Source organism: Flavobacterium sp. FG139, from assembly GCF_057809695.1.
In genome coordinates this window covers 1-21679 of record NZ_JBMDKL010000018.1, presented here as the reverse complement: position 1 = coordinate 21679, position 21679 = coordinate 1, and the positions used below count along the sequence as shown (strand labels likewise).

The following is a 21679-nucleotide window of genomic DNA, read 5'->3' as shown; positions in this document are numbered from 1 at the left end:
TTTATTGTTTTGAGAGTGTGATTTGTTGATTGTAATTGGCAATTAAATTTTTGTTGAACGTATTCCATTTGTTGATTTCGGAAGCTTTTATTTCTCCATTTTTAAATACAAATGATTTTTTGTAAATGATTTCTTTGTCGTTTTTTTGGAAAGTAATGGCAATGTCGTAGTTGGCTTCTTTAACTAGTAAATCGGTTGGAAGTTTGGTCACTTTATAGCCGGTTGGAATTGCTAAGGTAACCACCGATTCGTAGTTTTTTTTGTAGTCAAATTGGTAATCTGTTTTTCGGTCTTTAAGTTCAAAGTTTTTCAATTCATTCATATATTCTAAATCGACATACATTTCATTGTCAAAACTCGAAACTTTATTTTCTACTTCAACGGCATAATCAATGGTAAGTTTGGCATCTCGATTTTTTAAATCGGATGTTTTAATGCTGCTTACGTGTGTATTTTTATCACTTTTGGAAAGATAATTGTCTAAGGTTTCTTCTTTTTTATCACTTTTAAAACTGTTGTAGATGTATAAAAATTGCGATCGACTTTCGCCTAAATAACTTTTAGAGCAAGTGCCTTTTAGTTTTTCATTTTCAATTGAAAGAGTAGCTTTGAAGGTTTCTTTATTGGCATCACTTGTTCCCATCGGAATCTTGTCAATAATGAATTTATCGCCGTCTTCAATCATCACTTCTTTGTTCTGAATACGTTCGGCATAGTCGCCTAAAGAGTTGTATTTTTCGGTTCCGTCTAAGAAATATTTTTTCCCTTTCAAAAACAAAGTACAAATCATGTGATTGTCAACCGCTAAAGAAGGTGTTTTGTAATCATAAGCAATATGTTTGGTTCCGATCCAAGTCAATCGAGCATCAAATCCAGCTAATTTTAGCATTTGTTTGATAAGGTTTGCCATTCCTTTACAATCGCCATAACGGTTCTCAAAAACATGATTGGATTCATCGGGTTTAAATCCGGCGATGCCATCTTCAAAGGCGATGTATCGGATGTTATCTTGAACCCAATAATAGATGTTTTTTATTTTTTCTTCGTCGGTTTTAGCATTTGCTGTAAGTTCGGTCACCTTACTTTTCATAACCGATGTATCGTCTTTCATTAAATCTACCAACGATTTATACCATTTGTACAAGTCGGCAGTGGAGTTAAAAAGGGTTGTTTCTTTACCTTTAACGTTATAGGATTTTGCAATTAAAAGAATGTGCGGATAAATGTAGCTTTTACCAGGTGCGTCTTCTTCTTTATAAATAGCTGGAACATCATTTAGTGTATAGGTGTAGATACTATTGTTTTTGGCGTCTTTTGTTATTGTTTTGGTCACTTTTGCATTTTCAAAATTGAATTCCTTCAATTCAATATTCAACCATTCTGGAACCGTTACTACAATTTGTTTTTTGAGAACAGGATATTCATCGTTGAAGTAAAGTGAGGTAAAATATTTTACATCGTCGTATTTCTTTTTCAATTCATAATTGTAGGTGTATCCTTGAACTGGAAAATCGGCAGTAACATGCTTAACTCGTGCATCATTGTAAAATAAGTCTTTGTCTTTATAAAATTCATCAGCCACTAAAAAGCTAGTGCTTTTATCGTTTCGATATTTCAAATTGAATGTTTCTATACTAGATTCGCTATCATAGAATTCATATTTTTGGATGTAAGCACGATGGTTGATATTCATCAGTTTTTCATTGACAGCGTGACTAACAGTGACTTTAGATTCGTTTTTATTCAAATCAAAAGTTACATTTTCGTTACTTTCAATAATGGCTACATCATCTTTATCATGAGTTTCTCTGATTTTTTTTGCTAAAGCGACATCTTCAGGAGTTGGATCAATATTTTTCTGAGCTATTGATATCGTTGAAGAAAACAATAATACTAATGAAAGTTTTGAAGCTAAATTCATTTATAATAATTTTTGGAAATATACTAAAAAAAGAAAAAACTTCTGCTATATTTTAACATATAACAGAAGTTTATGAAATTTAGAATTTTATATAATAAAACTTAGTCTTTAATGAATTTTTGTGAGTAATCTTTGTCGTTAGCATCTCTTAACATTAGAATGTAAGTTCCTTTACTTAGTGCTTCTGTGTTTATTGTTGGACTTAATAAATTAGTTTCTGAAATTAGTTTTCCATTCAAATCATATATTTGAGCTAATTTCATAGTAACATTTTCCTTAGTGTTTATGTTTAGAACATTTTTAGCTGGAATTGGGTACAAACTAAATACTCCATTGTTAAAACTGTTTTCAGCTAGAGTAGAACCTTCAATGACTAGCAATGATTGATTTGAGTTAGGATTGTCGATAATGTCTACAATTCCAGATGGCCATTTGATGACAACTTTTGTGATTAATGTTTCTGCACCAATTCCAAAATGCGCCGTAATGGTACTCATATTTCTAAATCCAGTTCCACTTTGTACATCTCTTATTTGTTTTCCCCAAGCTCCAAATAATTCTATTCTAGCACCAATGCCATTTCTATTACTTTGGATTCCATGAAGATTTATTTTTATCCAATGATTTGTATTCCCGTTGTTATATAAAACAGTACTACCGTTTTGAATATCAATAAAACCATCATCATTTAGATCTCCCAATGGTCTGTCGTACAAAGATATTGGGTAAGTGTTGCTGTTTGGAGTAAAATGAAAGTTCCCGTCCCCAAACATGATGTTGCTACCAGAGCCTAAAACGTCTAGAAAACCATCATTGTCGAAATCTTGAGCTACATATTCTCTACCTACGTCTGAGTTGGTGTCATAGCCAGAGCCAGTTGTTACACTAGTAAAGGTACCATCACCATTGTTTCTTTTTACATTTGTAGAACCGTTTGAGGTAGAGTTTACTCCAACAATTACATCCATCCATCCATCGTTGTTAAAATCTCCTACAGCACCCGACCAAGTTTGTTCAGGGTTTGCCATATTGGCTGCAGCAGCAACATTGGTATAAGTTCCAATGCCATTATTTTGATATAATTGATCAATATTTCCGCCAACTCCAGATCCTCCTTGACCACATTTTGCAATGTAAACATCAATATCACCGTCATTATCATAATCAAACCAATTGGTAGCATAATTTCCACCAGTTGCAAAATCGCCAATTCCTCCTTGATTATGATTCATATTGGTACCATCATTAAGATAATACCTGTTCGGTGCATTATCGTCACAAGCAAATCCGTCTAGTTTACCGTCATTATTTATATCAACAAAATTAGTTCGTTGCGTCAAAAAAGACTGAGGTTTTCTGTCAACTGTATATCCTGTTCCAGTAGCATTTGCCTTTAAAAAACAAACACCACTACCAGAACCATAAAGTAAGTCGTTGTAACCATTGTTGTCGTAATCACCGGCAGCAATGCTCCATGTTGGCAAAACTGTAGTACTTGGTACAGTGTATGTAGTAGTACTAAAACCACCACCATTTTGTTGGTAAGAAATAGCTAATTGTGTAGTTGTTAATGCGGTAACGATATCGTCTTTATAATCACCATTCATATCAACCACACAGTTGTAATACCCATTGGAAGGCACAGAAGTACTTTGAGTTGTAAAAGATAATCTGCTTGGTAATGGAGGTGGAGCAATAGTTATTGAAAAATCAAAACCATTTTGACTATATCTGTTGTCGAACGCTATGTAATATACAGTTCCTGTTGTTACCGCAAATGATACTTGCGACGTCAAGTTACCATTGTAATCATCATTGGAAGCTATACATTGCAAACTTGCACAAGTACCAGAATATACAAATACTCGAGTGTCGGAATTATTGTTTTGACTTAAAGCTGTAGATACTATAATTGTGTTGTTATCTGTAGCGGTAAATTTGTACCATTTACCTTTAGTACCAGAAGGACTGGATAGACCACAAAGCAAAGCAGGTGGAGTTCCTGTTTCGTTTGTGAAAGCTGGAGCTGTAGTAATTGATCCTATTGCTACTGTTAAAGCGGTATCACAAGTTCCTTGAGCATGAGACTCTACAAAACTTAGTAGTAGAATTAATAAGAGTAATTTTTTTTTCATTGGTTATAGTTTGTTTTAGTTAGTTTTTTAATTGCATGGTTGATTTAAAGAATTAATCCATTGTTCGATAAGCGATACGCCTTCATCGTGAACAATTGTTCTTCCTAGTAAGGGCATTCTTTGACTTTCATCATTTGTACTCAATCGATATACCATTACGGATTTGTTAGAATTTCCTGAACTTATTATTTTTTGTAATGTTTGACTAATAGGTTCATCTGCAGTGACACATACTCCCATTAAAGTAGGGTTTGTGGTTGAGCCAAATCCCAATCGCAATGCTCTATAATCACATCTTCCCAAGTCTTGATGACAATGAGAACAATTCGCATCTAAGTAAGATCTTACTCTCAATTCTAAAGGTTTTGAAGTGTCGTGATAATCAATTGTAGATACAATATTGGATGGGAAACTTTCTAAATATCCTTGTTCTTTAAGTTTCAACAATTGATTTTTAGTACCTTGTGCATAGGGATAATCCCAATTTAAATTTTGTGGTTTTAGGCCTATAGGTGTTCTTATTTCATTTATTTTGTGACAAGCATAGCATTCAGATTCTGAAGGAATTACATAGTCAATGTTGACAATTTCATCATTCGGTTTTTTGAAAGTAAAATTGACAGAACTGCCGTTTTGAAAATCTGTTCCGCTAAAAAGTAAGGCGTCAGTTTGATCGTCATTCCATAAATATTCATAAAATTTCCATCCGTCTGATTTTAATATCATCAATCGAGTTTCGATGATTTTGGTAGTATTATTGGGTTGAATGGTATTGTAATAAAACGTTTTAATTAATACTGTTCCTACAGGAAAATTAAATATTTTGTTATCTGCATTGTAAGTTGCTTGACTACCAGATGGCATCCATAGAAATCTTTTCTTTAATGCGTAATCTGTAAACAAAGAACTTGCCGGTTGATATGGGATGACATTTAAAGATGGATTTTGATTTTTTATATCTCCTTCAAAAAAATGATAGTCGGATAATTTAGCATAAGGAACGTTAGCTAAATTTACAGAAACAGGTGAAACTGCTATGTATTCTTCGTCGTCTGATTTAGAACAAGAAATAATAAGAGTAGTAAGTGAAATTAAGAGAAAGGCGACTGCGTAATATTTTTTCATGTGTTTGATTTGTTCAAAATCAAAAATAGGAAAAAAAACACAACTTCCTAATATTTATTAAATTAACTTATTAAATTGTGGATAAAAAATAATATTTCTCAATTAAGTTACTAAAATGACTCTAGTTTCACATTGAAGTTTTTTAGTTTTTCTAAGGCTTCCTTTGATTTGTAATCAAATACTTCCTCATGATGATTTTGGTCTTTTTTATGTTCAATTTGTTTCAAACAATTATAAAAACGTCTTACTTCTTCATAATTTGAAAGAATCAATCCTGGAACTTGAGTGTTATTTCCATTTCCATCTTTAGCAACCATCGTAAAATAAGAAGAATTACAATGCTTAACTTTACCCGTTTGAATGTTTTCAGCTTCCACACGAATGCCCACAATCATCGAACTTTTTCCTACATAATTCACACTGGCTTTCAACGTGACCAATTCGCCAACGTCAATTGGAGCCAGAAAGTTTACCGTATCTACCGAAGCAGTAACACAGTAATTGCCTGAATATTTAGAAGCACTTGCAAAGGCAATTTGATCCAGTAATGACAACAAATAGCCGCCGTGAATTTTGCCACTAAAATTAGTATGCGAAGGCAACATTAATTGTGAAATATTGACTCTTGACGATTTTACAGTTTTGAAATTACTCATCTTTCTCAGCTCTTATGATAATGTTTTCGGGTAATGATTTTTTGGCTTTGGCACCCATTTTTTTCAATTTTTCTACACTCGTAATTAGGTTTCCTTTACCGTCAACTAATTTGTTCATGGCGCCTTGATATTCTACTTTGGCTTCGTCCATTTTCTTGCCAATTTTCACTAAATCAGAAACAAAGCCTTCAAATTTATCATACAATGCTCCAGCTTGACGCGCAATTTCTAAGGCATTTTCTTGTTGCTTTTGATTCGTCCACATGCTGTCAATGGTGCGCAAGGTTGCTAAAAGAGTAGAAGGCGTGACAATCACAATATTTTTTTCAAAGGCTTTGTTGTATAAATTCGTGTCTTCATTTAATGCTAAAGCAAATGCCGATTCGATTGGAATGAACAACAAAACAAAATCGGGGCTTTCCATTTGATACAAATCGTGGTAATTTTTATTACCCAATTGTTCTACATGACGGTTGATGGAAATGACGTGTTCTTTCAAATGTTGCGCTTTTAAATCCTCGTTTTCCTCATTGATGTAACGTTCGTATGCGGTTAAAGTCACTTTTGAATCGACTATCATTTTCTTTCCGTCAGGCAAATTAATGATTACATCGGGAAACACGCGATTGCCTTCTTCGGTCACAAAACTTTGTTGTACAAAATATTCGCGATCTTTTTCCAACCCCGATTTTTCCAAAACGCGTTCCAATACTAATTCACCCCAATTTCCCTGCATTTTGCTATCGCCTTTTAAAGCTTTAGTCAAATTGATGGTTTCTTTACTCATCTGCTCATTCATTTCGCGCAAGCCCAATATTTGTTGACGTAAAGCAGCATGGTAATCGATGCTTTCTTTGTGAGTATCTTCGACTTTCTTTTCAAAAAGCTGAATTTTATCTTGTAGTGGAGAGAGAATATTTTTTAGATTTTCTTTGTTTTGTTCCGTGAATTTGGTCGTTTTTTCTTCCAATATTTTGTTGGCCAAATTCTCAAATTCTTTGGTAAATTTCTCTTGCAATTGTTCTACTTCTTGCTTTTGTTCTTTATTGCGTTCCCAAAGGTTTTCAAAATCAGTTTCTTTTTTAGACAATTGAATGGCCAGCGATTCTTTCTCAGCACGTATAGCTTCTTTTTCTATATTTAAGGCAGCAACTTGTTTTTCAAATTGATTGCGTTCGTTTTGAAACTGCTCTTTCAATTGATTGATTTGCGATAGTAAGCCGTTGGATTTTTCTTCTAAGGTTGCTTTTTCCGATTTAGAATTGGCTGAAAATAATTGTTTGCCAAGAAATACACCGATGGCTAAAGCAATTAGAAAGGCTAGGATGATATATACTGATGGGTTCATTTTGGATAAAAAATTAGAGTTTAAATATACTTACTTTATGATAAAATTCATTAAAAAAAGGTGGCATTATTTTTGAAAAGTTAAAAAATTGAAACATTTTATTATTTTTACCAATCTAAAACTTAAAAAATATGATAAACAAAATTACTTTTTTTGCTTTTTTATTGTTCTCAGCATCATTTTTTGCTCAAGTTAGTCCGGTAGGTCATCTCACTATTTTTTCAGAAGATGGAGATAAATTCTACTTAATTTTAAACGGAGAATCTCAAAATGATATTCCACAAACCAATTTAAGAGTTGAGGATTTAAACCAACCGTATTACAACGTTAAAATTCTTTTTGAAGACAAATCATTGATGGAAATTTCAAAAAATAGCCTAATGATTACAGATGTTGATGGCGTTTTTTCAGATGTTACTTACAAAATCAAACGAGATAAAAACAATAAAGGAAAAATGAAATTAAATTATTTTTCTGCCATTCCTGTTCGTCAAGGCTACGTAGCTCCATCCAATGTTTATGTGATGCATTATGGTGCGCCGAGAGAGGTTGTGGTACAGCAATCTTCAGGCAATGTTACTCAAACTACCACAACCACTACTTCATCTGGGCAAGGTGTTAATGTAGGAGTTAATGTTGGTGGAATCAATATGGGAGTTTCCATAAACGATACTATGGGTGGAGGTGTTGTAACTCAAACAACCACAACAACGCACAGCAGTACAATTAACCAAGGTAATGGCTATCAAAATGAGGTTGTTAGAGGATGCAATGGAAAATATCCTATGGCAGCAAGAGATTTTTCAAGTGCCTTGAAGACGGTGAGTGATCAAGGGTTTGATGAAACTAAACTCAAAATTGCGAAACAGATTGCTTCAGCAAATTGTTTATCCGTAGACCAAATCATGCAAATAGCGAATACTTTTGGTTTTGAAGAATCGAAGCTTGATTTTGCAAAATTTGCTTACGATTATTGTACAGAGCCTAAAAACTATTTTAAATTGAATGGAATTTTTTCTTTCAGTTCAAATGTTGATGACCTAACAGATTATATTCAAGGTAGAAATTAATATTTTGAAATTAATGTAATAAAGACTGCCATTTTGGTGGTCTTTTTTTATTTTTGTTCAAATACTATTCATGACCCATCACCACCACTATATAATTTACAAACCTTACGGCTATTTATCACAGTTTATATACGAACTCAAACGTCCAAAAAAATTACTCGGAGAGTTGTATGATTTCCCAGACAATACCATGGCCATTGGCAGGTTAGATGAAGATTCGGAAGGTTTACTTTTGCTCACTACCGACGGTATGATGAGCGAAATAGTTCGTAGTAAAAAAGTGGAAAAAGAATATTACGTACAAGTCGACGGATTGATTACCGAAGAAGCTATCGAGCAATTGAAAAAGGGTGTCTTAATTGGATTTAATGGTAAAAAATACTTAACTAAAAAGTGTCAAGCACACATTCTAAATGAAGTTCCGAGTTTTCCGGAACGTGCCAAGAAAATTCGCGATGAACGACACGGACCAACTTCGTGGTTGTCCATCACCATCAATGAAGGGAAGTTTCGTCAAGTTCGAAAAATGACTTCTGCTGTGGGTTTTCCTACCTTGCGATTGGTTCGAGTTCGAGTTGGGAATATTCTTTTGAACGATTTAAAAGCAGGAGAAGTGATGGAGGTTGGTGATTTTTCAAAAATCAATGACAATATCAATGTTAAAAATCAATAAGTAATGTTAAACATAGTTTTAGTAGAACCTGAAATCCCAAATAATACGGGTAATATTGGTCGTTTAAGTGTTGGAACGGAAAGTCGATTGCACTTAATTCATCCGTTTGGGTTTGTGATAAATGATGCTAATTTGAAACGTTCGGGTTTGGATTATTGGGTGCATTTGGATGTTACCGAATACCAAAATGTAGCCGAATGGATGGCTCAAATTAAAGATACATCGAGAGTTTTTTTAATGAGTTCGCATGCTTCAAAATCGATTTACGAAGCCGAGTTTCAAGACGAAGATTGGTTAGTCTTTGGTAAGGAAAGTGTAGGTTTATCTCAAGAAGTTTTGTCGTTATTTGACAATCATTTAACGATTCCGATGTCGAAATTGATTCGAAGTTTTAATATAGCCAATTCGGTTGCTTTTGTGGTTGGAGAAGCAAAAAGACAGATTAATTTGAAGTAATTACCTAATAATAAAACGTCCTTTTTCACTATCAAAAGTGATGTTTTCATCTTTAAATAGCGTGTTGAAAATACCTTTTTTAATCAAATTACAAGGTTCGTCTTGCACAACGTTATTTTCTGTCATTACTATCATTTCGTCTGATAATTGAATGGCTAAATCAATATCGTGTGTAGAAAATAAGATGCATTTATTCGCTTCAGTAGCTAATTTTTTCAATAATTTGAATAACGAAACTTTATGAAATAAGTCTAAATGCGTTGATGGTTCGTCCAAAATAATCAAAGGTGTATCTTGTGCTAAAGCCCTTGCTACCAATACATTTTGAAATTGACCATCACTAATTTCATAATATTTTTTATCTGATAAATGTTCGATTTGAGTCAGCGCAATTGCTTCCATCACTTTTGCTACATCGTCATCGGTTAATGTCCCTATCCAATTGGTGTAAGGTTGTCTTCCTAGGGCAATTAGTTCGAAAACAGTTAAGTTGCTGGGTGGTAATTTTTCAGTGAGTACCAAACTTAAATTCTGAGCCAAATCCACTTGATTGTAATCTTTCAAATCCTTGTTATTTAGAGAAACAGAACCAGATAAAGGCTTTTGTAGCCCAGATAATGTTCTTAAAAGCGTTGATTTTCCAATACCATTTTCGCCTATCAAAGCAATTAATGTTGCTTCTTGTAGGTTTAAGTTGAGGTTAGAAGCAATGGCATTCTCTAACGATTTAGATTGGTATCCTATCGAAAGATTTGTAGTGGTTAATATGTTTTTATGTACACTCATTTTTTATAAAATCTTAAACCAATCGATTTTTTCTAACCAACAACCAAATCACTACTGGTGCACCCACAATAGAAGTAATGGCGTTGATGGGCAAGGTAAAATTGCAACCCGGCATCTGTGAAAATGTATCACACAGTAACATAATAATAGCCCCAATGATTAGTGTGCTCCCAAATAAAATCCTATGATTACTGGTTTGAAATACTAATTTCGATAAATGTGGAACAGCCAATCCGATAAAGGCAATTGGACCTGCAAAAGCGGTGATGCTGCCAGCCAAAATACTCGTGGCAAAGATGATTAATCGGCGTGATTTTTTGAGATTTAATCCTAAACTTTTGGCATAATTTTCTCCCAATAGTAAGGCGTCTAACGATTTTATAGAAAATAAACTCAAAAGCAATCCAATACCAACGGCTACAGTTAAAATAATAATGTTTGGCCAAGAAAGGTTTCCGATACTTCCCATACTCCAAAAAGTGAATTTTTGTAGCTTTTCCGCCGAACTGAAATAGGTAAATACCGAAACGATAGCACCTGCAAAACTGCTAAACATCAATCCTGCAATTAAAATGGTCATGGTGTCGCGAAGGAATTTTGAAATCAATAACACCAGCATCAGTACTCCAAAACTACCCAAACAAGAAGCTAAAATGATTCCGTATGACGATACTAAAAAATCAGATAAAGCGATTGGCAATACACCTGCACCCAAAATCACGAAAGCGACTCCTAAACTCGAACCCGAACTCAATCCCAATACATAAGGTCCGGCTAACGGATTTCTGAACAAGGTTTGCATTAATAAACCAGAAGTAGACAATCCAACTCCAACTAAAATCGAGGTTATTGCTTTGGGCAATCGAAAGTTGGTAATGATGTATTCCCAAGTGTCTTTACTAGCATGGGAACCCAACAAGCTTTTGACTACTTCTTTAAAAGGAACAGACACTTGCCCTAAACTAATATTCAATACCAATGTCACTACCAATGTTAATGACAATATTAAAAAAAGGATCGTATTTCGATGGTTAGTTTTCAAATTATTTTAATTTTTCAAAAAAGAACGGTTTGTATCCTGCAAGCAATTCGGGATGCAAAATTTTCACAATATCTTTCAATACAAGATCAGGTCGGTTTGGCGCCAATTCATAATATAAAACACCACCTGTTTTTCCTTTTTTACCGCTAAACGAATATACATTTTTATGCTGAAATGCTTTGAATTGTGCATAATGCGGATTGGCATCAGTCATTTCTTTCAAACTCGAAAATTGTCCAGAAGTAATCCATAAATCGGCCTCTTTCGCTTTTTCTAAAACCGTTTCAAACGAAAGAGCAAGACTTCCTGTTCCGCTGGTTTCAGACCATAAATAGTTGCCTTTGGCTTCTTTTAGTAATTGGCAACCCCAACTCGTTCCTTGTGGTAAATACCATTTGTCTTCAAACATGTCGCCGGCTAATATAGTTGGGTTTGAGGTGGCTTTTTTAGCAATTTCTAAAGTGTTTAAATAGTCTTTTTCAATTTTAGAAAATAGGGTATTGGCCAGTTCTTGTTTTCCGTATAATGCTCCAAAAAACTTAATCCACTCGGCTTTTCCTAATGGAGTTTGTTCGTTCCAATCGCCATTTAAAAGCACTTTTAAACCATTTTTTTCTAAATTATCCAGCGTAGGATTGCTGTTGTCTAAACCATATCCAATAATCACATTGGGTTGTAAATCGATTAACACTTCGGTATTTAAAGAATGATTGGAACCCAATTCTTTAACTTTTTTGGCGTCAATCAAAGCGCGTACTTTTTCAGAAGAAATGTAATCCAATTTTGGAAAACCAACCAAGGATTTTTCAACACCAAGCATTTCTAATGATGGAATGTGTGTGGTAGAAGTTACTACAATAGTCTTTATGGGAACATTTATAGTCGTAAATTGCTTCAAGTTGTCAGGTACAATTCCGTTTTTTTCTTTTAGAATGTAAGTATATGATTTGTTAGCATTGGGCCAAGGATTGGTAACGTTTACAATTGAAAATCCGTCGTAATGGATGATGGAAAATCCTTTAGCATATTTTACTTCGTTTTTAGGAACTTTTACTGGATTAGGAACTGACGGTTTCTTGCAGTTTACAAAAGTAAAAAGTATCAGAAAGAATGTTATGTATGGAGTAATTCGTGTCATTGGATTTTTTTAAATACTATTTTATAGTTAATTAAGATGCGATTCTTTCAAAAGCAATATAATTAACCAATTCGCCTTTGCTGTTAAATTTTGGAAATGCTTCTATTTCGCATAGATAGGTCGTTCCGTCTTTTTTATAGTTGATAATGATTTCTTTAAACGGAAGTTGATTTTGAATTGCTTCTTTTATTTTGGAAGTTACTGTCTTAGATGTAAGTTGACCTTGAAACATTTTAGGCGATTTTCCAATAATTTCATCTGCTCGATAGCCATTCATTGTATGAATTCCTTGTGTAGCAAACACTATTTCTTGATGGATATTGGTAATAATAATTTCACGTTTTTGTTGGTAAACTTTCTTCTGAAAATTTTCTTTGGATTTCCAGTTTTTCTGAATAGCATTGTAACAATTGATTTCTTGATTTTGATTACTAAAGAAATCCCATGAAATGAGCGGAGTATACACTAATTTTAGTTTGTTGTAGTAGGCAACAAAAGCTTTTTCATATTGTGGTACCATATTTATTCATTTTAAAGTTGCTAAAAGTGAATAAATAGAACGTTCCAATTAAAAAAAGGAATTATCTAGTTAGAGCACTTCTCGTGATGCTGTAACAAAATCAATAGTATGTATCTGACTCATTCCTGAAATAATCTGGAAAACACAGTTGCACGACAGTCCAAGATTCTAACTTGGTTCCACACTAAGATAGTAACCTATCTCATTATTGATTGTATTGATTTGCAAATGTAATACAATTGTTGAGAATTGAGCATACTAAAAGTTAAAATGGGTTTTTGGTAGAATTTTGAAAAGAGACGTAATTATTTTTTTCAATAATTACTTTTATAAAGAATTTATTCGATTACATTTGCAACCGTATTTCGGTTGTGACTTTGATTTTTTCGAAGGAACATTAAAAGGGAATTAGGTTAAAATCCTAAGCTGTACCCGCAACTGTATGCTACAAAGCTTGTTGTTATCTACAATGTCACTTTTCGCCATGGCGAATGGGAAGACCAACAACAAGACGCAAGCCAGGAGACCTGCCATTTACGTTGAGTATCAAACTTTCGGGACAAAAGGTTTGGGTATGGGTAATGCTATGCTTTTCTCCCAACATTATTAAATTTAGTAGTAACTAAAAAATGAACAAAAATTTCATTCGTTTCAGTGCATTTATGGCATTGGTAACAACTTGTGGCTATGCCCAAGAACAAGATTCAACCAAAGTGAATCAATTGCAAGAAGTGGTGATTTCTGACACCAAATTTGCACAAAGCAAAGAAAAATCAGGAAAAGTAATCACCAAAATTTCGGCAGCCGAATTACAAAAAAAATCAGGACAATCGTTGGCAACTATTTTAAGTTCAGTGGCTGGAGTAGAGATTAACGGCAACCAATCGGCCAATGGAAAAAACCTTGGCTACTACATTCGAGGCGGAAAAAACCAACAAGTTTTAATTTTAATCGACGGAAATCCGGTTACCGATGCCTCTGGAATTAGCTTTGAATATGATTTGCGTTTGCTTCCTGTCGATCAAGTAGAAAGCATCGAAATTATGAAAGGTGCTGCTAGTACGCTTTACGGTTCGGGTGCTGCTACCGCTGTGATTAATATTACATTGAAAAAATCGAGTAAGAAAGCAATTCAATCTAATATTTACATGAACATTGGTTCCAATAATACAGCGACCAATCATAAATATAACGGACAAGATTTTAATCAAGGATTTTCAGTAAATGGAACGGTTAGAAAAGTAAATTATCTAGCGTCATTGAACAGTACAGAAACCAAAGGAATGTCGCAGATAGCCGAACCAACAGCTGATGCTAACTATGATAAAGACCGATTTTCTAGAATCAATTATATGACGAAAGTCGGATTTAAAGCTTCTCAAAAGTTAGCTTTAGATTTCTTTGGAAATTATGACAAAGTAAACAATGATTATGATTTTCCTTTTGATAACACCGGTTTCAGTGATACCAATTTGAACCAATCGAAAACCGAACAATTTCGTTTAGGGTTTTCACCTAAATACACCTACAACAAAGGTGAATTTCGTTTGAATTCTAGTTTTAATAAAATACAACGCAAGTATCAAGAATACAATCCGTATACTCCTGGGATTGATTATTCAAAGTACGAAGCGAGAAGTATAAATATTGACGCTTTTAATAAGTACAAATTTAGTTCGTCTTTTTATTTGGTAACAGGTGCTAATTATCAATTTCATGATATGAGTAGCGAAACGACTTACAGTACAATTGCCAAAGAATCGACTAAGTTTAATATGATAGATCCTTATTTTACAGGAGTTTATTCTTCTAATTTTGGGTTAAATATCAATGCTGGAGCTCGATTGAATGTGCACAGCCAATACGGAAATCAATTGGTGTATAATGTGAATCCGTCGTTCAATTTTGGTACAGAAATTCCAGTAAAATTACTTTCATCGTTGAGCACTGCTTTTGTAACCCCAAGTTTGTACCAATTGTATTCTGAATATGGTACAGCAACGTTAACACCCGAAAAAAATACGACTATCGAATCAGGATTTGAAGTTGCATTGTTGAATAAAAAATTGACTTTTAATGCAGTTGGATTTTACCGTGAACAAAACAATTCTATTGGTTTTGATACGACCTATCATTATGCTAATGTTGAAGGATTACACAGAGCCAAAGGTGTAGAAACCGGATTTAATTATGCCGTAACTAGTAAAGTAAATCTAAATGCAAATTATACGTTTACTCAAGTAGATGAAGCTTTAAATCGATTAATTCCGAAGCATAAAGTAAATGGTTCTATTGATTTTTCGGCAACCAAAAGATTGTTTTTCAATACCAATTATCAATATGTTGACGCTCGACAAGATGCCTTTTTTGATGGAAACACCTATGCAGTTGTCGCTACAAAATTAGGTTCTTATCAATTGCTAAATGCCTTAGTAAAATATGAATTAGTAAAAAATAGAATGTCAGTTTTTGGAACCGTTACTAATATTTTTAATGAAGATTTTGTTGAAAATATTGGCTATTCCACAAGAGGACGAAACTTTAAAGTAGGGTTGACTATTTTGTTATAAAAAATTTTATTGTTTTAATTTTTGGCGCTTTCAGAGGATTTCCTTTGAAGGCGTTTTTTTTATTTTTCAAAAAAAATGAAGTAACTTGTAACAAAATAAATTGTGTTTCGTCTTCACTATATAACCAACCAGTACATGCAACAAATCGAGTTCATAAAGATAGTTTCACCATTTAAAGACAAGCTCTTTAGATTGGCCAAACGACTCCTTGTGAGCACCGAAGAAGCAGAAGATGCTACGCAAGAAGTTCTGGTGAAATTGTGGACTAAAAACGAAACGTTGCATGAATTGAAAAGCGTTGAAGCTATGGCGATGACCATGACCAAAAATTATTGTTTGGATCAGTTAAAGTCGAAACGCGCCAGCAACATGACCATTGTTCATAACAATTACACGGATCATCAGGCGAGTTTGCAACAAAAGTTGGAAGATGAAGACAGTTTGAGTTGGGTAGAAAAAATAATTAACGATTTGCCCGAGCAGCAAAGATTGATTGTTCAAATGCGTGACATTGAGCAATACGAATTTGAAGAAATCGCCAAAATGTTAGAGATGAATGAAACGGCAGTTCGCGTTGCCCTTTCAAGAGCTAGAAAAACAATAAGAGAAATAATGACCAAAACACATAATTATGGCATTGGATAATATAGAAAAATTAATAGACAAATACTTTGAAGGAGAAACGAGTATTGCTGAAGAAAATGAATTGAAAGTTTATTTTTCTTCGTCAGATGTTGCGCAGCATTTGAAACAATACCAACCCATTTTTGGTTATTTCTCTCAAGCAAAAGAACAACAGTTTACGCAAGAGATTCCATTACTCACAAAGTCTCGAGATCAAAAGCGAGCTATCGTAATGTGGTTATCTATCGCTGCTTCGGTTGTTGTAATGCTTGGCGTGGGAACGTTTATGTATTTTGAATCTCATAAATCAGAACAATTTGTAGCTTGCACACCCGAAGACAATCCAGAATTGGCTTTGGAGCAAACGCAAAAAGCACTGGCCTTGGTTTCAGAACATTTAAACACCGGTATAGAAAGTGTTGGCTATCTAAACGAGTATGAAAATACAAAAAACAAAATTTTTAAAAAATAATCATCAAAAAACGAATAGAAATCATGAGAAAAGTAATTTTAATTATCGCTTTAGTATTAGTATCTAATACCATTTTTGCCCAATCAGTCTTTGATAAATTTGACAATCAAGACGATATCACTACCGTTATTGTAAACAAAAAAATGTTTCAAATGTTGAGTAAAGTTGAGGCAAAAGACAAAGAAACCCAACAGTACATTAATTTGATTAAGAAGTTAGAAAACCTTAAAGTATTCGTTACTGCTAATGATAAGAAAAGTGACGATATGAAATCTGTAGCTGATAAATACGTGAGATCGGCTGGATTGGAAGAACTTATGCGCATTACTGAAAAAGGTAAAAACGTAAAAATTTATGTAAAAACAGGGGCAACCGACTCACAAGTGAAAGAACTTTTAATGTTTATTGAAGGTTCAGGAAAAGAAGAAAGTGTGTTGATGTCGTTAACAGGAACATTTGAACTGGACGAATTATCATCATTGACCGACAAAATGAAATTGCCTGGTGGCGATGTGTTGAAAAAAGCAGGAAAAAAGTAATATGAGAGTTGTTGCATTTTTAGCGATTGCTTTGAGTTTACTGTTGTTTAGTTGTAACTCGAAGCCAAGTTTACAGAAATATTTTGTAGACCATCAAGAAAAACCAGGTTTTATGGTGGTTGACATTTCATCCAATATTTTGAATGTCAATAAAGCCAAGTTAACGGCAGAACAAACTAAAGTATTGTCCTCTTTTAACAAGATGAATATTTTAGCTTACAAATTAGATCCTAAACACAAAGGTGAATTCGATATAGAGCGAAAAAAAGTCAATGAAATTTTGAAAGATACATTAAATTATCAGCAATTAATGAAAATTGGTTCTGGCAAAAATGGAGCTTCAATCAGTTTTATTGGTGAAGAAGATCGTATTGACGAGTTTATAATTTATGGTTGTAAAAGCGATAACGGATTTGCTGTGGTTCGCATTATGGGAAAAGATATGAATCCAGCTGACGCTATGACCATGCTTTCGGTATTGAAAAGCTCCAATATCGATATGAAGCAGTTAGAACCGTTGAAAGCAATAATGAAATAGTTATTTTATAATTATAATATTGAGGTTAGTTGTAAAACAAAAAATCCGTTCATTAATTTGAACGGATTTTTTTATTTTTTGAAATATTTAAAAGGAACAAACAGCATTCCGAAACATTCTCCATCTTCTTTACCAATGTGTTTGTGATGCATTTTGTGTGCTCTTCTAACGCCTTTTGCATATACATTATTAGCATTTCTAAACAACTTAAACCGTTGGTGAATAAAGATGTCGTGCACTAAAAAATAAGACAATCCATAGGCAAATATTCCCAATCCAATTGAAATTCCTATTTCAAGAATGCCTTTTTGCCAAAGTAAAAAACACCCAATACTCACTACAGCATAGAAAATAAAAAAAGCATCATTGCGTTCAAACCATGAATCATGATCTTTTTTATGATGATCGGCATGAAGTGACCATAAAAAACCGTGCATCACATACTTATGGGTAAACCAAGCCATAAATTCCATTAAACAAAAAGTAAGAAAGAAAACTACTATATGTAACCACATAATTTAAATAATATTTAATTTATAAGAGAAATAACATTTGGCAAAAAGTCCGTATTTCTGATAATCAGGAACCCTTATTCGCGTATTCTTAATTTCGGTTGAAGGTGTTTTCTTTAATTTTGAAAGTAATTTCTTGTAGTAAATATAGGCCGTATAAACCCCAAATTTGGCTTCCAATGGTAATTCAATAATCCCTTGATAACCAGCTTCAAAATCGGCTTCAATTTCTTTAATAATTTCGTTTTTTGAGGCTTCATCCAACTGTGTTAGATCGGTATTTGGGAAATAAGTTCGGCTTAAATCTTCAAAATCGGCTTTCAAATCTCTAAGGAAATTTACCTTTTGAAACGCAGAACCCAATCGCATGGCCGAATGTTGAAGCTCTTCGTATTTTGTGTCATTGCCATTTACAAATACCTTTAAGCACATTAACCCAACAACATCTGCAGACCCATAGATATACTCGTTATATTCTGCAAAAGTAGCATAGTTTGTTTTTACCAAATCCATTTTCATACTTTTCATAAAAGCAGCAATCAATGAATTAGGGATTTTATATTTATGAACGGTATGCTGAAATGAATTTAATATCGGGTTCAAACTGATTTTGTTTTGCAATGCAGCTTCCAAATCTTTTTCGAATGAATCAAATAAATCTTCTTTCTTGTAGTCATGAAAAGAATCTACAATTTCATCAGCAAAGCGCACAAAACCGTAGATATTATAGATATCTTGCCGAATACTTGGTGCAAGCATTTTTACAGCAGAGGAGAACGAAGTACTGTACGACCTAGTTACGTTTTTGCTGCATTCAAAAGAAACGGTGTCAAAAAGTGATTTCATTAGTTTAAATTCTTTTAAAATTAGCGATGATTTTTTATTAAATCGGCAACCAGTTTTCCTGAAATTAATGCTGGTGGTACTCCAGGTCCAGGAACGGTTAATTGCCCAGTAAAATATAAACTTTTTACTTTTTTACTTTTTAATTTAGGTCTTAAAAACGCGGTTTGCAATAGGGTATTAGCCATTCCATACGCATTCCCTTTGTAGGAGTTATACTCATTTACGAAATCATTCACACAAAAGGATTCCTTAAAGATAACATTATTTTTTAATTCTTGTTGTGTTAATTTTTCTAAACGAGTCAAAATTTTATCAAAATAGATTTCTCTTAACTCATTGGTGTCATTCAGTCCTGGCGCCAACGGAATTAGAAATATGGCAGCTTCTTTTCCTTCGGGTGCTGCATTTGAATCGGTTTTTGATGGAAAGCTAGCATAAAATAAAGGATTTTTAGGCCATTTTGGGTTGTCGTAAATGTCTTGTGCATGAACATCAAAATCTACATCAAAAAATAGGGAATGGTGTTCGACATGTTCTATTTTTTTATCAAAACCAACATAAAATAGGAGTGAAGAAGGAGCAAAAATCCTACTTTCCCAATATTTCTCAGAATAAGCACGATATTTTTGATCCAATAGAGTTTCCGTATGATGGTAATCAGCTCCAGATAAGATAATATCTGCAGTTAGCTTTTCTCCATTTACAATAAGTGCTGATGCTTTGCCATTTTCAATTTCGATTTTATCAATAGTTGCATTGGTATAAATGGTAACTCCTAGTTCTTTAGCTAATTTTTCTATAGCTAGGATGACAGAATACATTCCGTTTTTGGGATGCCAAGTTCCTAAACCAAAATCAGCAAAATTCATAAAACTATAAAAGGATGGTGTGTCAGAAGGTTTTGCCCCAAGAAATAATACCGGAAATTCAAGGATTTGAACTAATTTTTTATTTTTAAATCGTCTACGAATGTCTTTAGAAATGTTGCCAAAAAACTGATTGACTTTCAAAGCCGTTTCTACAGTTATTAATTCTAATGGCGAAACTCCAGGTCGGTAAACTAAATCTTTGATAGCGATGTTGTAATTGCTCTGTGCTTCTTTCATGAATGAAGCCAATTTTTCACCACTACCAGTTTCAATAGATTCAAAAGTTTGGATTATTTGGGGTAAATTATCTGCTATGGTGACAAAATCATTCACTCCAAAATAAACTTGATAGGCTGGAGCGAGTTTGATCAATTCATAATAATCAGAGGGTTTTTTACCAAAATCAGCAAAAAATCTCTCAAATACATCGGGCATCCAATACCAAGTTGGACCAATATCAAAGGTAAAACCTTCTTTTTTTAGTTGTCGAGCTCTTCCGCCTATTGTAGAATTTTTTTCATAGATACTCACCTTGTTTCCTTGTTGCGCAAGGTAACATGCTGCCGCTAGTGATGAAAATCCCGAACCTATTATTTTAATGTCTTTTTTCATATTGTTTAACAAAAGTAATTAAAAGTTAAACAATAAAAAACTTTTAAGAAAAATTTATAAGCTTTCAACTAATTGATTTATTGAATTGAACAACTTCAGTCTATTGTTTAAGTTTTTTTGGTCAACATATTCGGTCATTCTTCCCATTAGCCACAATTCAGATGTTTCGTCTAAAATAGTTTCTTTTATTTCTTTTATATAATTATTTATTTCAGATCTATCGGGCTCAACGGTCATGTAGCAAACATAAGTTATGTTATCGAAGTATTTTTTTAAATCTTTTAAACTGTCTAAAGGCACACTTTCACCCAGATAAATTGTCTTATAACCATTAAGAATGATTTCATAATTTAAGTACATTAATCCCAATTCATGAATTTCGTTAAGCGGTAAGTAAAGTACGAATAATCTGTCGTGTTTTCTAGGCTGTTGGTTTTGAATCGTCTCAGTATTGACTAATAATTTTAATTTAATCAAATAACTAATAAAGTGTTCATGAGCAGGAGTAATTGTTTCTGCTTGCCAAAGGAAACCTATTTCTTCCATTAACGGAATGAATACGTCGTAGAACACTTCTCTAAACGATTTCTCGGCTAAGAGTGTATTGTAAGTTGTTAAGAATAAGTTTTGATCAAAATTCATCATAGCCAATTTAAAAGAACTTATGGCATGACTTTTTGCACTTTTAGCAGAAACGATTTCCCGAACTAACTCAGGAATTTTTTCTTCTGGCATTTTCGAAATTTTCGAAATTTTGTAACCATAATCGTGCAACAATGTTATGTTCAATAACTTTTGTAATGCAGTTAAATCATAGAATCGGATATTTGTATCGGTACGCATTGGTTCTAAAACATTGTATCGTTTTTCCCAAATTCGGATCGTATGCGCTTTGATTCCAGATAAATTTTCTAAATCTTTTATGCTGAAAGTATTTTTAACACTGTTCATTATTTTGAATTTTTTGTTAAACAAAAGTATTAAAAAAATAAACAAAATTGTTAAAATTCGATAAAATAAAAAAAGCAAGTTTTTATAACTTGCTTTTTGTGACCACGGTGGGATTTGAACCCACACGCTCTAACGAGCACCAGCCCCTCAAGCTGGCGAGTCTACCGTTTCTCCACGTGGCCTTAAATAAAAAAAAGCCAAGCATAACGCTCGACTTTTTAGTGACCCGACTGGGGCTCGAACCCAGGACCCCATCATTAAAAGTGATGTGCTCTA

The 21679-nt window shown here is 33.5% G+C and carries 21 protein-coding genes, 1 tRNA gene and 1 riboswitch; of the genes, 8 read left to right on the top strand and 14 right to left on the bottom strand.

Annotation, left to right across the window (positions count from 1 at the left end; all coding sequences use genetic code 11):
* Window position 1: 1 nt before the first annotated feature.
* From ACODSI_RS13610 to ACODSI_RS13590, 5 genes are all read right to left on the bottom strand, one after another.
* A complete protein-coding gene (locus ACODSI_RS13610; RefSeq protein ID WP_488917407.1) occupies window positions 2–1921 on the bottom strand; it encodes a transglutaminase-like domain-containing protein in 1920 nt (639 codons plus the stop codon).
* 101 nt (window positions 1922–2022) lie between these two features.
* Complete coding sequence (locus tag ACODSI_RS13605; RefSeq protein WP_488917406.1) at window positions 2023–4056, bottom strand: FG-GAP-like repeat-containing protein; 2034 nt, start codon at window positions 4054–4056, stop codon at window positions 2023–2025.
* Window positions 4057–4083: 27 nt separating this feature from the next.
* The gene (locus tag ACODSI_RS13600; protein ID WP_488917405.1) at window positions 4084–5181 is read right to left on the bottom strand and encodes a hypothetical protein; all 1098 of its coding nucleotides are present in this window, start codon (window positions 5179–5181) and stop codon (window positions 4084–4086) included.
* A 110-nt stretch (window positions 5182–5291) separates the two neighbouring features.
* Entirely contained in the window at window positions 5292–5837 is a 546-nt protein-coding gene (locus ACODSI_RS13595) for an acyl-CoA thioesterase (RefSeq protein ID WP_488917404.1), read from the bottom strand.
* Window positions 5830–7185 (bottom strand): DNA recombination protein RmuC, encoded by a 1356-nt coding sequence (locus ACODSI_RS13590; protein WP_488917403.1) that lies wholly within the window; start codon window positions 7183–7185, stop codon window positions 5830–5832. The genes ACODSI_RS13595 and ACODSI_RS13590 overlap by 8 nt, the downstream gene beginning before the upstream one ends.
* Window positions 7186–7316: 131 nt before the next feature.
* On the opposite strand from ACODSI_RS13590, the gene ACODSI_RS13585 reads away from it, so the two are divergent.
* The 3 genes from ACODSI_RS13585 to ACODSI_RS13575 all read left to right on the top strand — a co-directional run bounded on the left by ACODSI_RS13585 (window position 7317) and on the right by ACODSI_RS13575 (window position 9384).
* A complete protein-coding gene (locus ACODSI_RS13585) occupies window positions 7317–8255 on the top strand; it encodes a proline and serine-rich protein 1 family protein (RefSeq protein WP_488917402.1) in 939 nt (312 codons plus the stop codon).
* A 70-nt stretch (window positions 8256–8325) separates the two neighbouring features.
* Window positions 8326–8928 (top strand): pseudouridine synthase, encoded by a 603-nt coding sequence (locus ACODSI_RS13580; protein ID WP_488917401.1) that lies wholly within the window; start codon window positions 8326–8328, stop codon window positions 8926–8928.
* 3 nt (window positions 8929–8931) lie between these two features.
* Window positions 8932–9384, top strand: coding sequence for a tRNA (cytidine(34)-2'-O)-methyltransferase (locus tag ACODSI_RS13575; RefSeq protein WP_488917400.1), 453 nt, complete (start codon window positions 8932–8934; stop codon window positions 9382–9384).
* Here the strand turns inward: ACODSI_RS13575 and ACODSI_RS13570 are convergent, their stop codons facing one another.
* The 4 genes from ACODSI_RS13570 to ACODSI_RS13555 are packed head-to-tail and all read right to left on the bottom strand — an operon-like array spanning window position 9385 to window position 12870.
* Window positions 9385–10170, bottom strand: coding sequence for an ABC transporter ATP-binding protein (locus ACODSI_RS13570; RefSeq protein WP_488917399.1), 786 nt, complete (start codon window positions 10168–10170; stop codon window positions 9385–9387).
* 13 nt (window positions 10171–10183) lie between these two features.
* Window positions 10184–11173 (bottom strand): iron chelate uptake ABC transporter family permease subunit, encoded by a 990-nt coding sequence (locus ACODSI_RS13565; RefSeq protein ID WP_488917398.1) that lies wholly within the window; start codon window positions 11171–11173, stop codon window positions 10184–10186.
* 40 nt (window positions 11174–11213) lie between these two features.
* The gene (locus ACODSI_RS13560; RefSeq protein WP_488917397.1) at window positions 11214–12350 is read right to left on the bottom strand and encodes an ABC transporter substrate-binding protein; all 1137 of its coding nucleotides are present in this window, start codon (window positions 12348–12350) and stop codon (window positions 11214–11216) included.
* 31 nt (window positions 12351–12381) lie between these two features.
* Window positions 12382–12870 carry a PAS domain-containing protein gene (locus ACODSI_RS13555; RefSeq protein WP_488917396.1) on the bottom strand — a complete coding sequence of 163 codons (489 nt, stop codon included), beginning with the start codon at window positions 12868–12870 and terminating at the stop codon, window positions 12382–12384.
* Window positions 12871–13217: 347 nt separating this feature from the next.
* A riboswitch (cobalamin riboswitch) is annotated at window positions 13218–13419 on the top strand.
* A gap of 80 nt (window positions 13420–13499) precedes the next feature.
* Between ACODSI_RS13555 and ACODSI_RS13550 the strand changes: the two genes are divergently transcribed.
* From ACODSI_RS13550 to ACODSI_RS13530, 5 genes are all read left to right on the top strand, one after another.
* On the top strand, window positions 13500–15440 hold the full coding sequence (locus ACODSI_RS13550) for a TonB-dependent receptor plug domain-containing protein (RefSeq protein ID WP_488917395.1): 1941 nt from the start codon (window positions 13500–13502) through the stop codon (window positions 15438–15440).
* Between the two features lie 135 nt (window positions 15441–15575).
* Complete coding sequence (locus ACODSI_RS13545; protein ID WP_488917394.1) at window positions 15576–16085, top strand: RNA polymerase sigma factor; 510 nt, start codon at window positions 15576–15578, stop codon at window positions 16083–16085.
* Window positions 16072–16536 (top strand): hypothetical protein, encoded by a 465-nt coding sequence (locus ACODSI_RS13540; protein WP_488917393.1) that lies wholly within the window; start codon window positions 16072–16074, stop codon window positions 16534–16536. Before ACODSI_RS13545 ends, ACODSI_RS13540 begins: the two co-directional genes overlap by 14 nt.
* Window positions 16537–16559: 23 nt before the next feature.
* On the top strand, window positions 16560–17075 hold the full coding sequence (locus ACODSI_RS13535) for a DUF4252 domain-containing protein (RefSeq protein ID WP_488917392.1): 516 nt from the start codon (window positions 16560–16562) through the stop codon (window positions 17073–17075).
* A 1-nt stretch (window position 17076) separates the two neighbouring features.
* Window positions 17077–17613, top strand: coding sequence for a DUF4252 domain-containing protein (locus ACODSI_RS13530; RefSeq protein ID WP_488917391.1), 537 nt, complete (start codon window positions 17077–17079; stop codon window positions 17611–17613).
* Between the two features lie 71 nt (window positions 17614–17684).
* Here ACODSI_RS13530 and ACODSI_RS13525 read toward each other — a convergent pair whose 3' ends face one another.
* The 5 genes from ACODSI_RS13525 to ACODSI_RS13505 form a co-directional block, all read right to left on the bottom strand.
* The gene (locus tag ACODSI_RS13525) at window positions 17685–18128 is read right to left on the bottom strand and encodes a sterol desaturase family protein (protein WP_488917390.1); all 444 of its coding nucleotides are present in this window, start codon (window positions 18126–18128) and stop codon (window positions 17685–17687) included.
* A 3-nt stretch (window positions 18129–18131) separates the two neighbouring features.
* Entirely contained in the window at window positions 18132–18971 is an 840-nt protein-coding gene (locus tag ACODSI_RS13520; protein ID WP_488917389.1) for a phytoene/squalene synthase family protein, read from the bottom strand.
* Window positions 18972–18991: 20 nt separating this feature from the next.
* Window positions 18992–20452: a phytoene desaturase family protein gene (locus ACODSI_RS13515; protein WP_488917388.1), complete on the bottom strand. Its 1461-nt coding sequence runs from the start codon at window positions 20450–20452 to the stop codon at window positions 18992–18994.
* Between the two features lie 54 nt (window positions 20453–20506).
* Window positions 20507–21403: a MerR family transcriptional regulator gene (locus ACODSI_RS13510; RefSeq protein WP_488917387.1), complete on the bottom strand. Its 897-nt coding sequence runs from the start codon at window positions 21401–21403 to the stop codon at window positions 20507–20509.
* Between the two features lie 99 nt (window positions 21404–21502).
* A tRNA-Leu gene (locus ACODSI_RS13505) sits at window positions 21503–21585 on the bottom strand.
* Window positions 21586–21679: the final 94 nt, after the last annotated feature.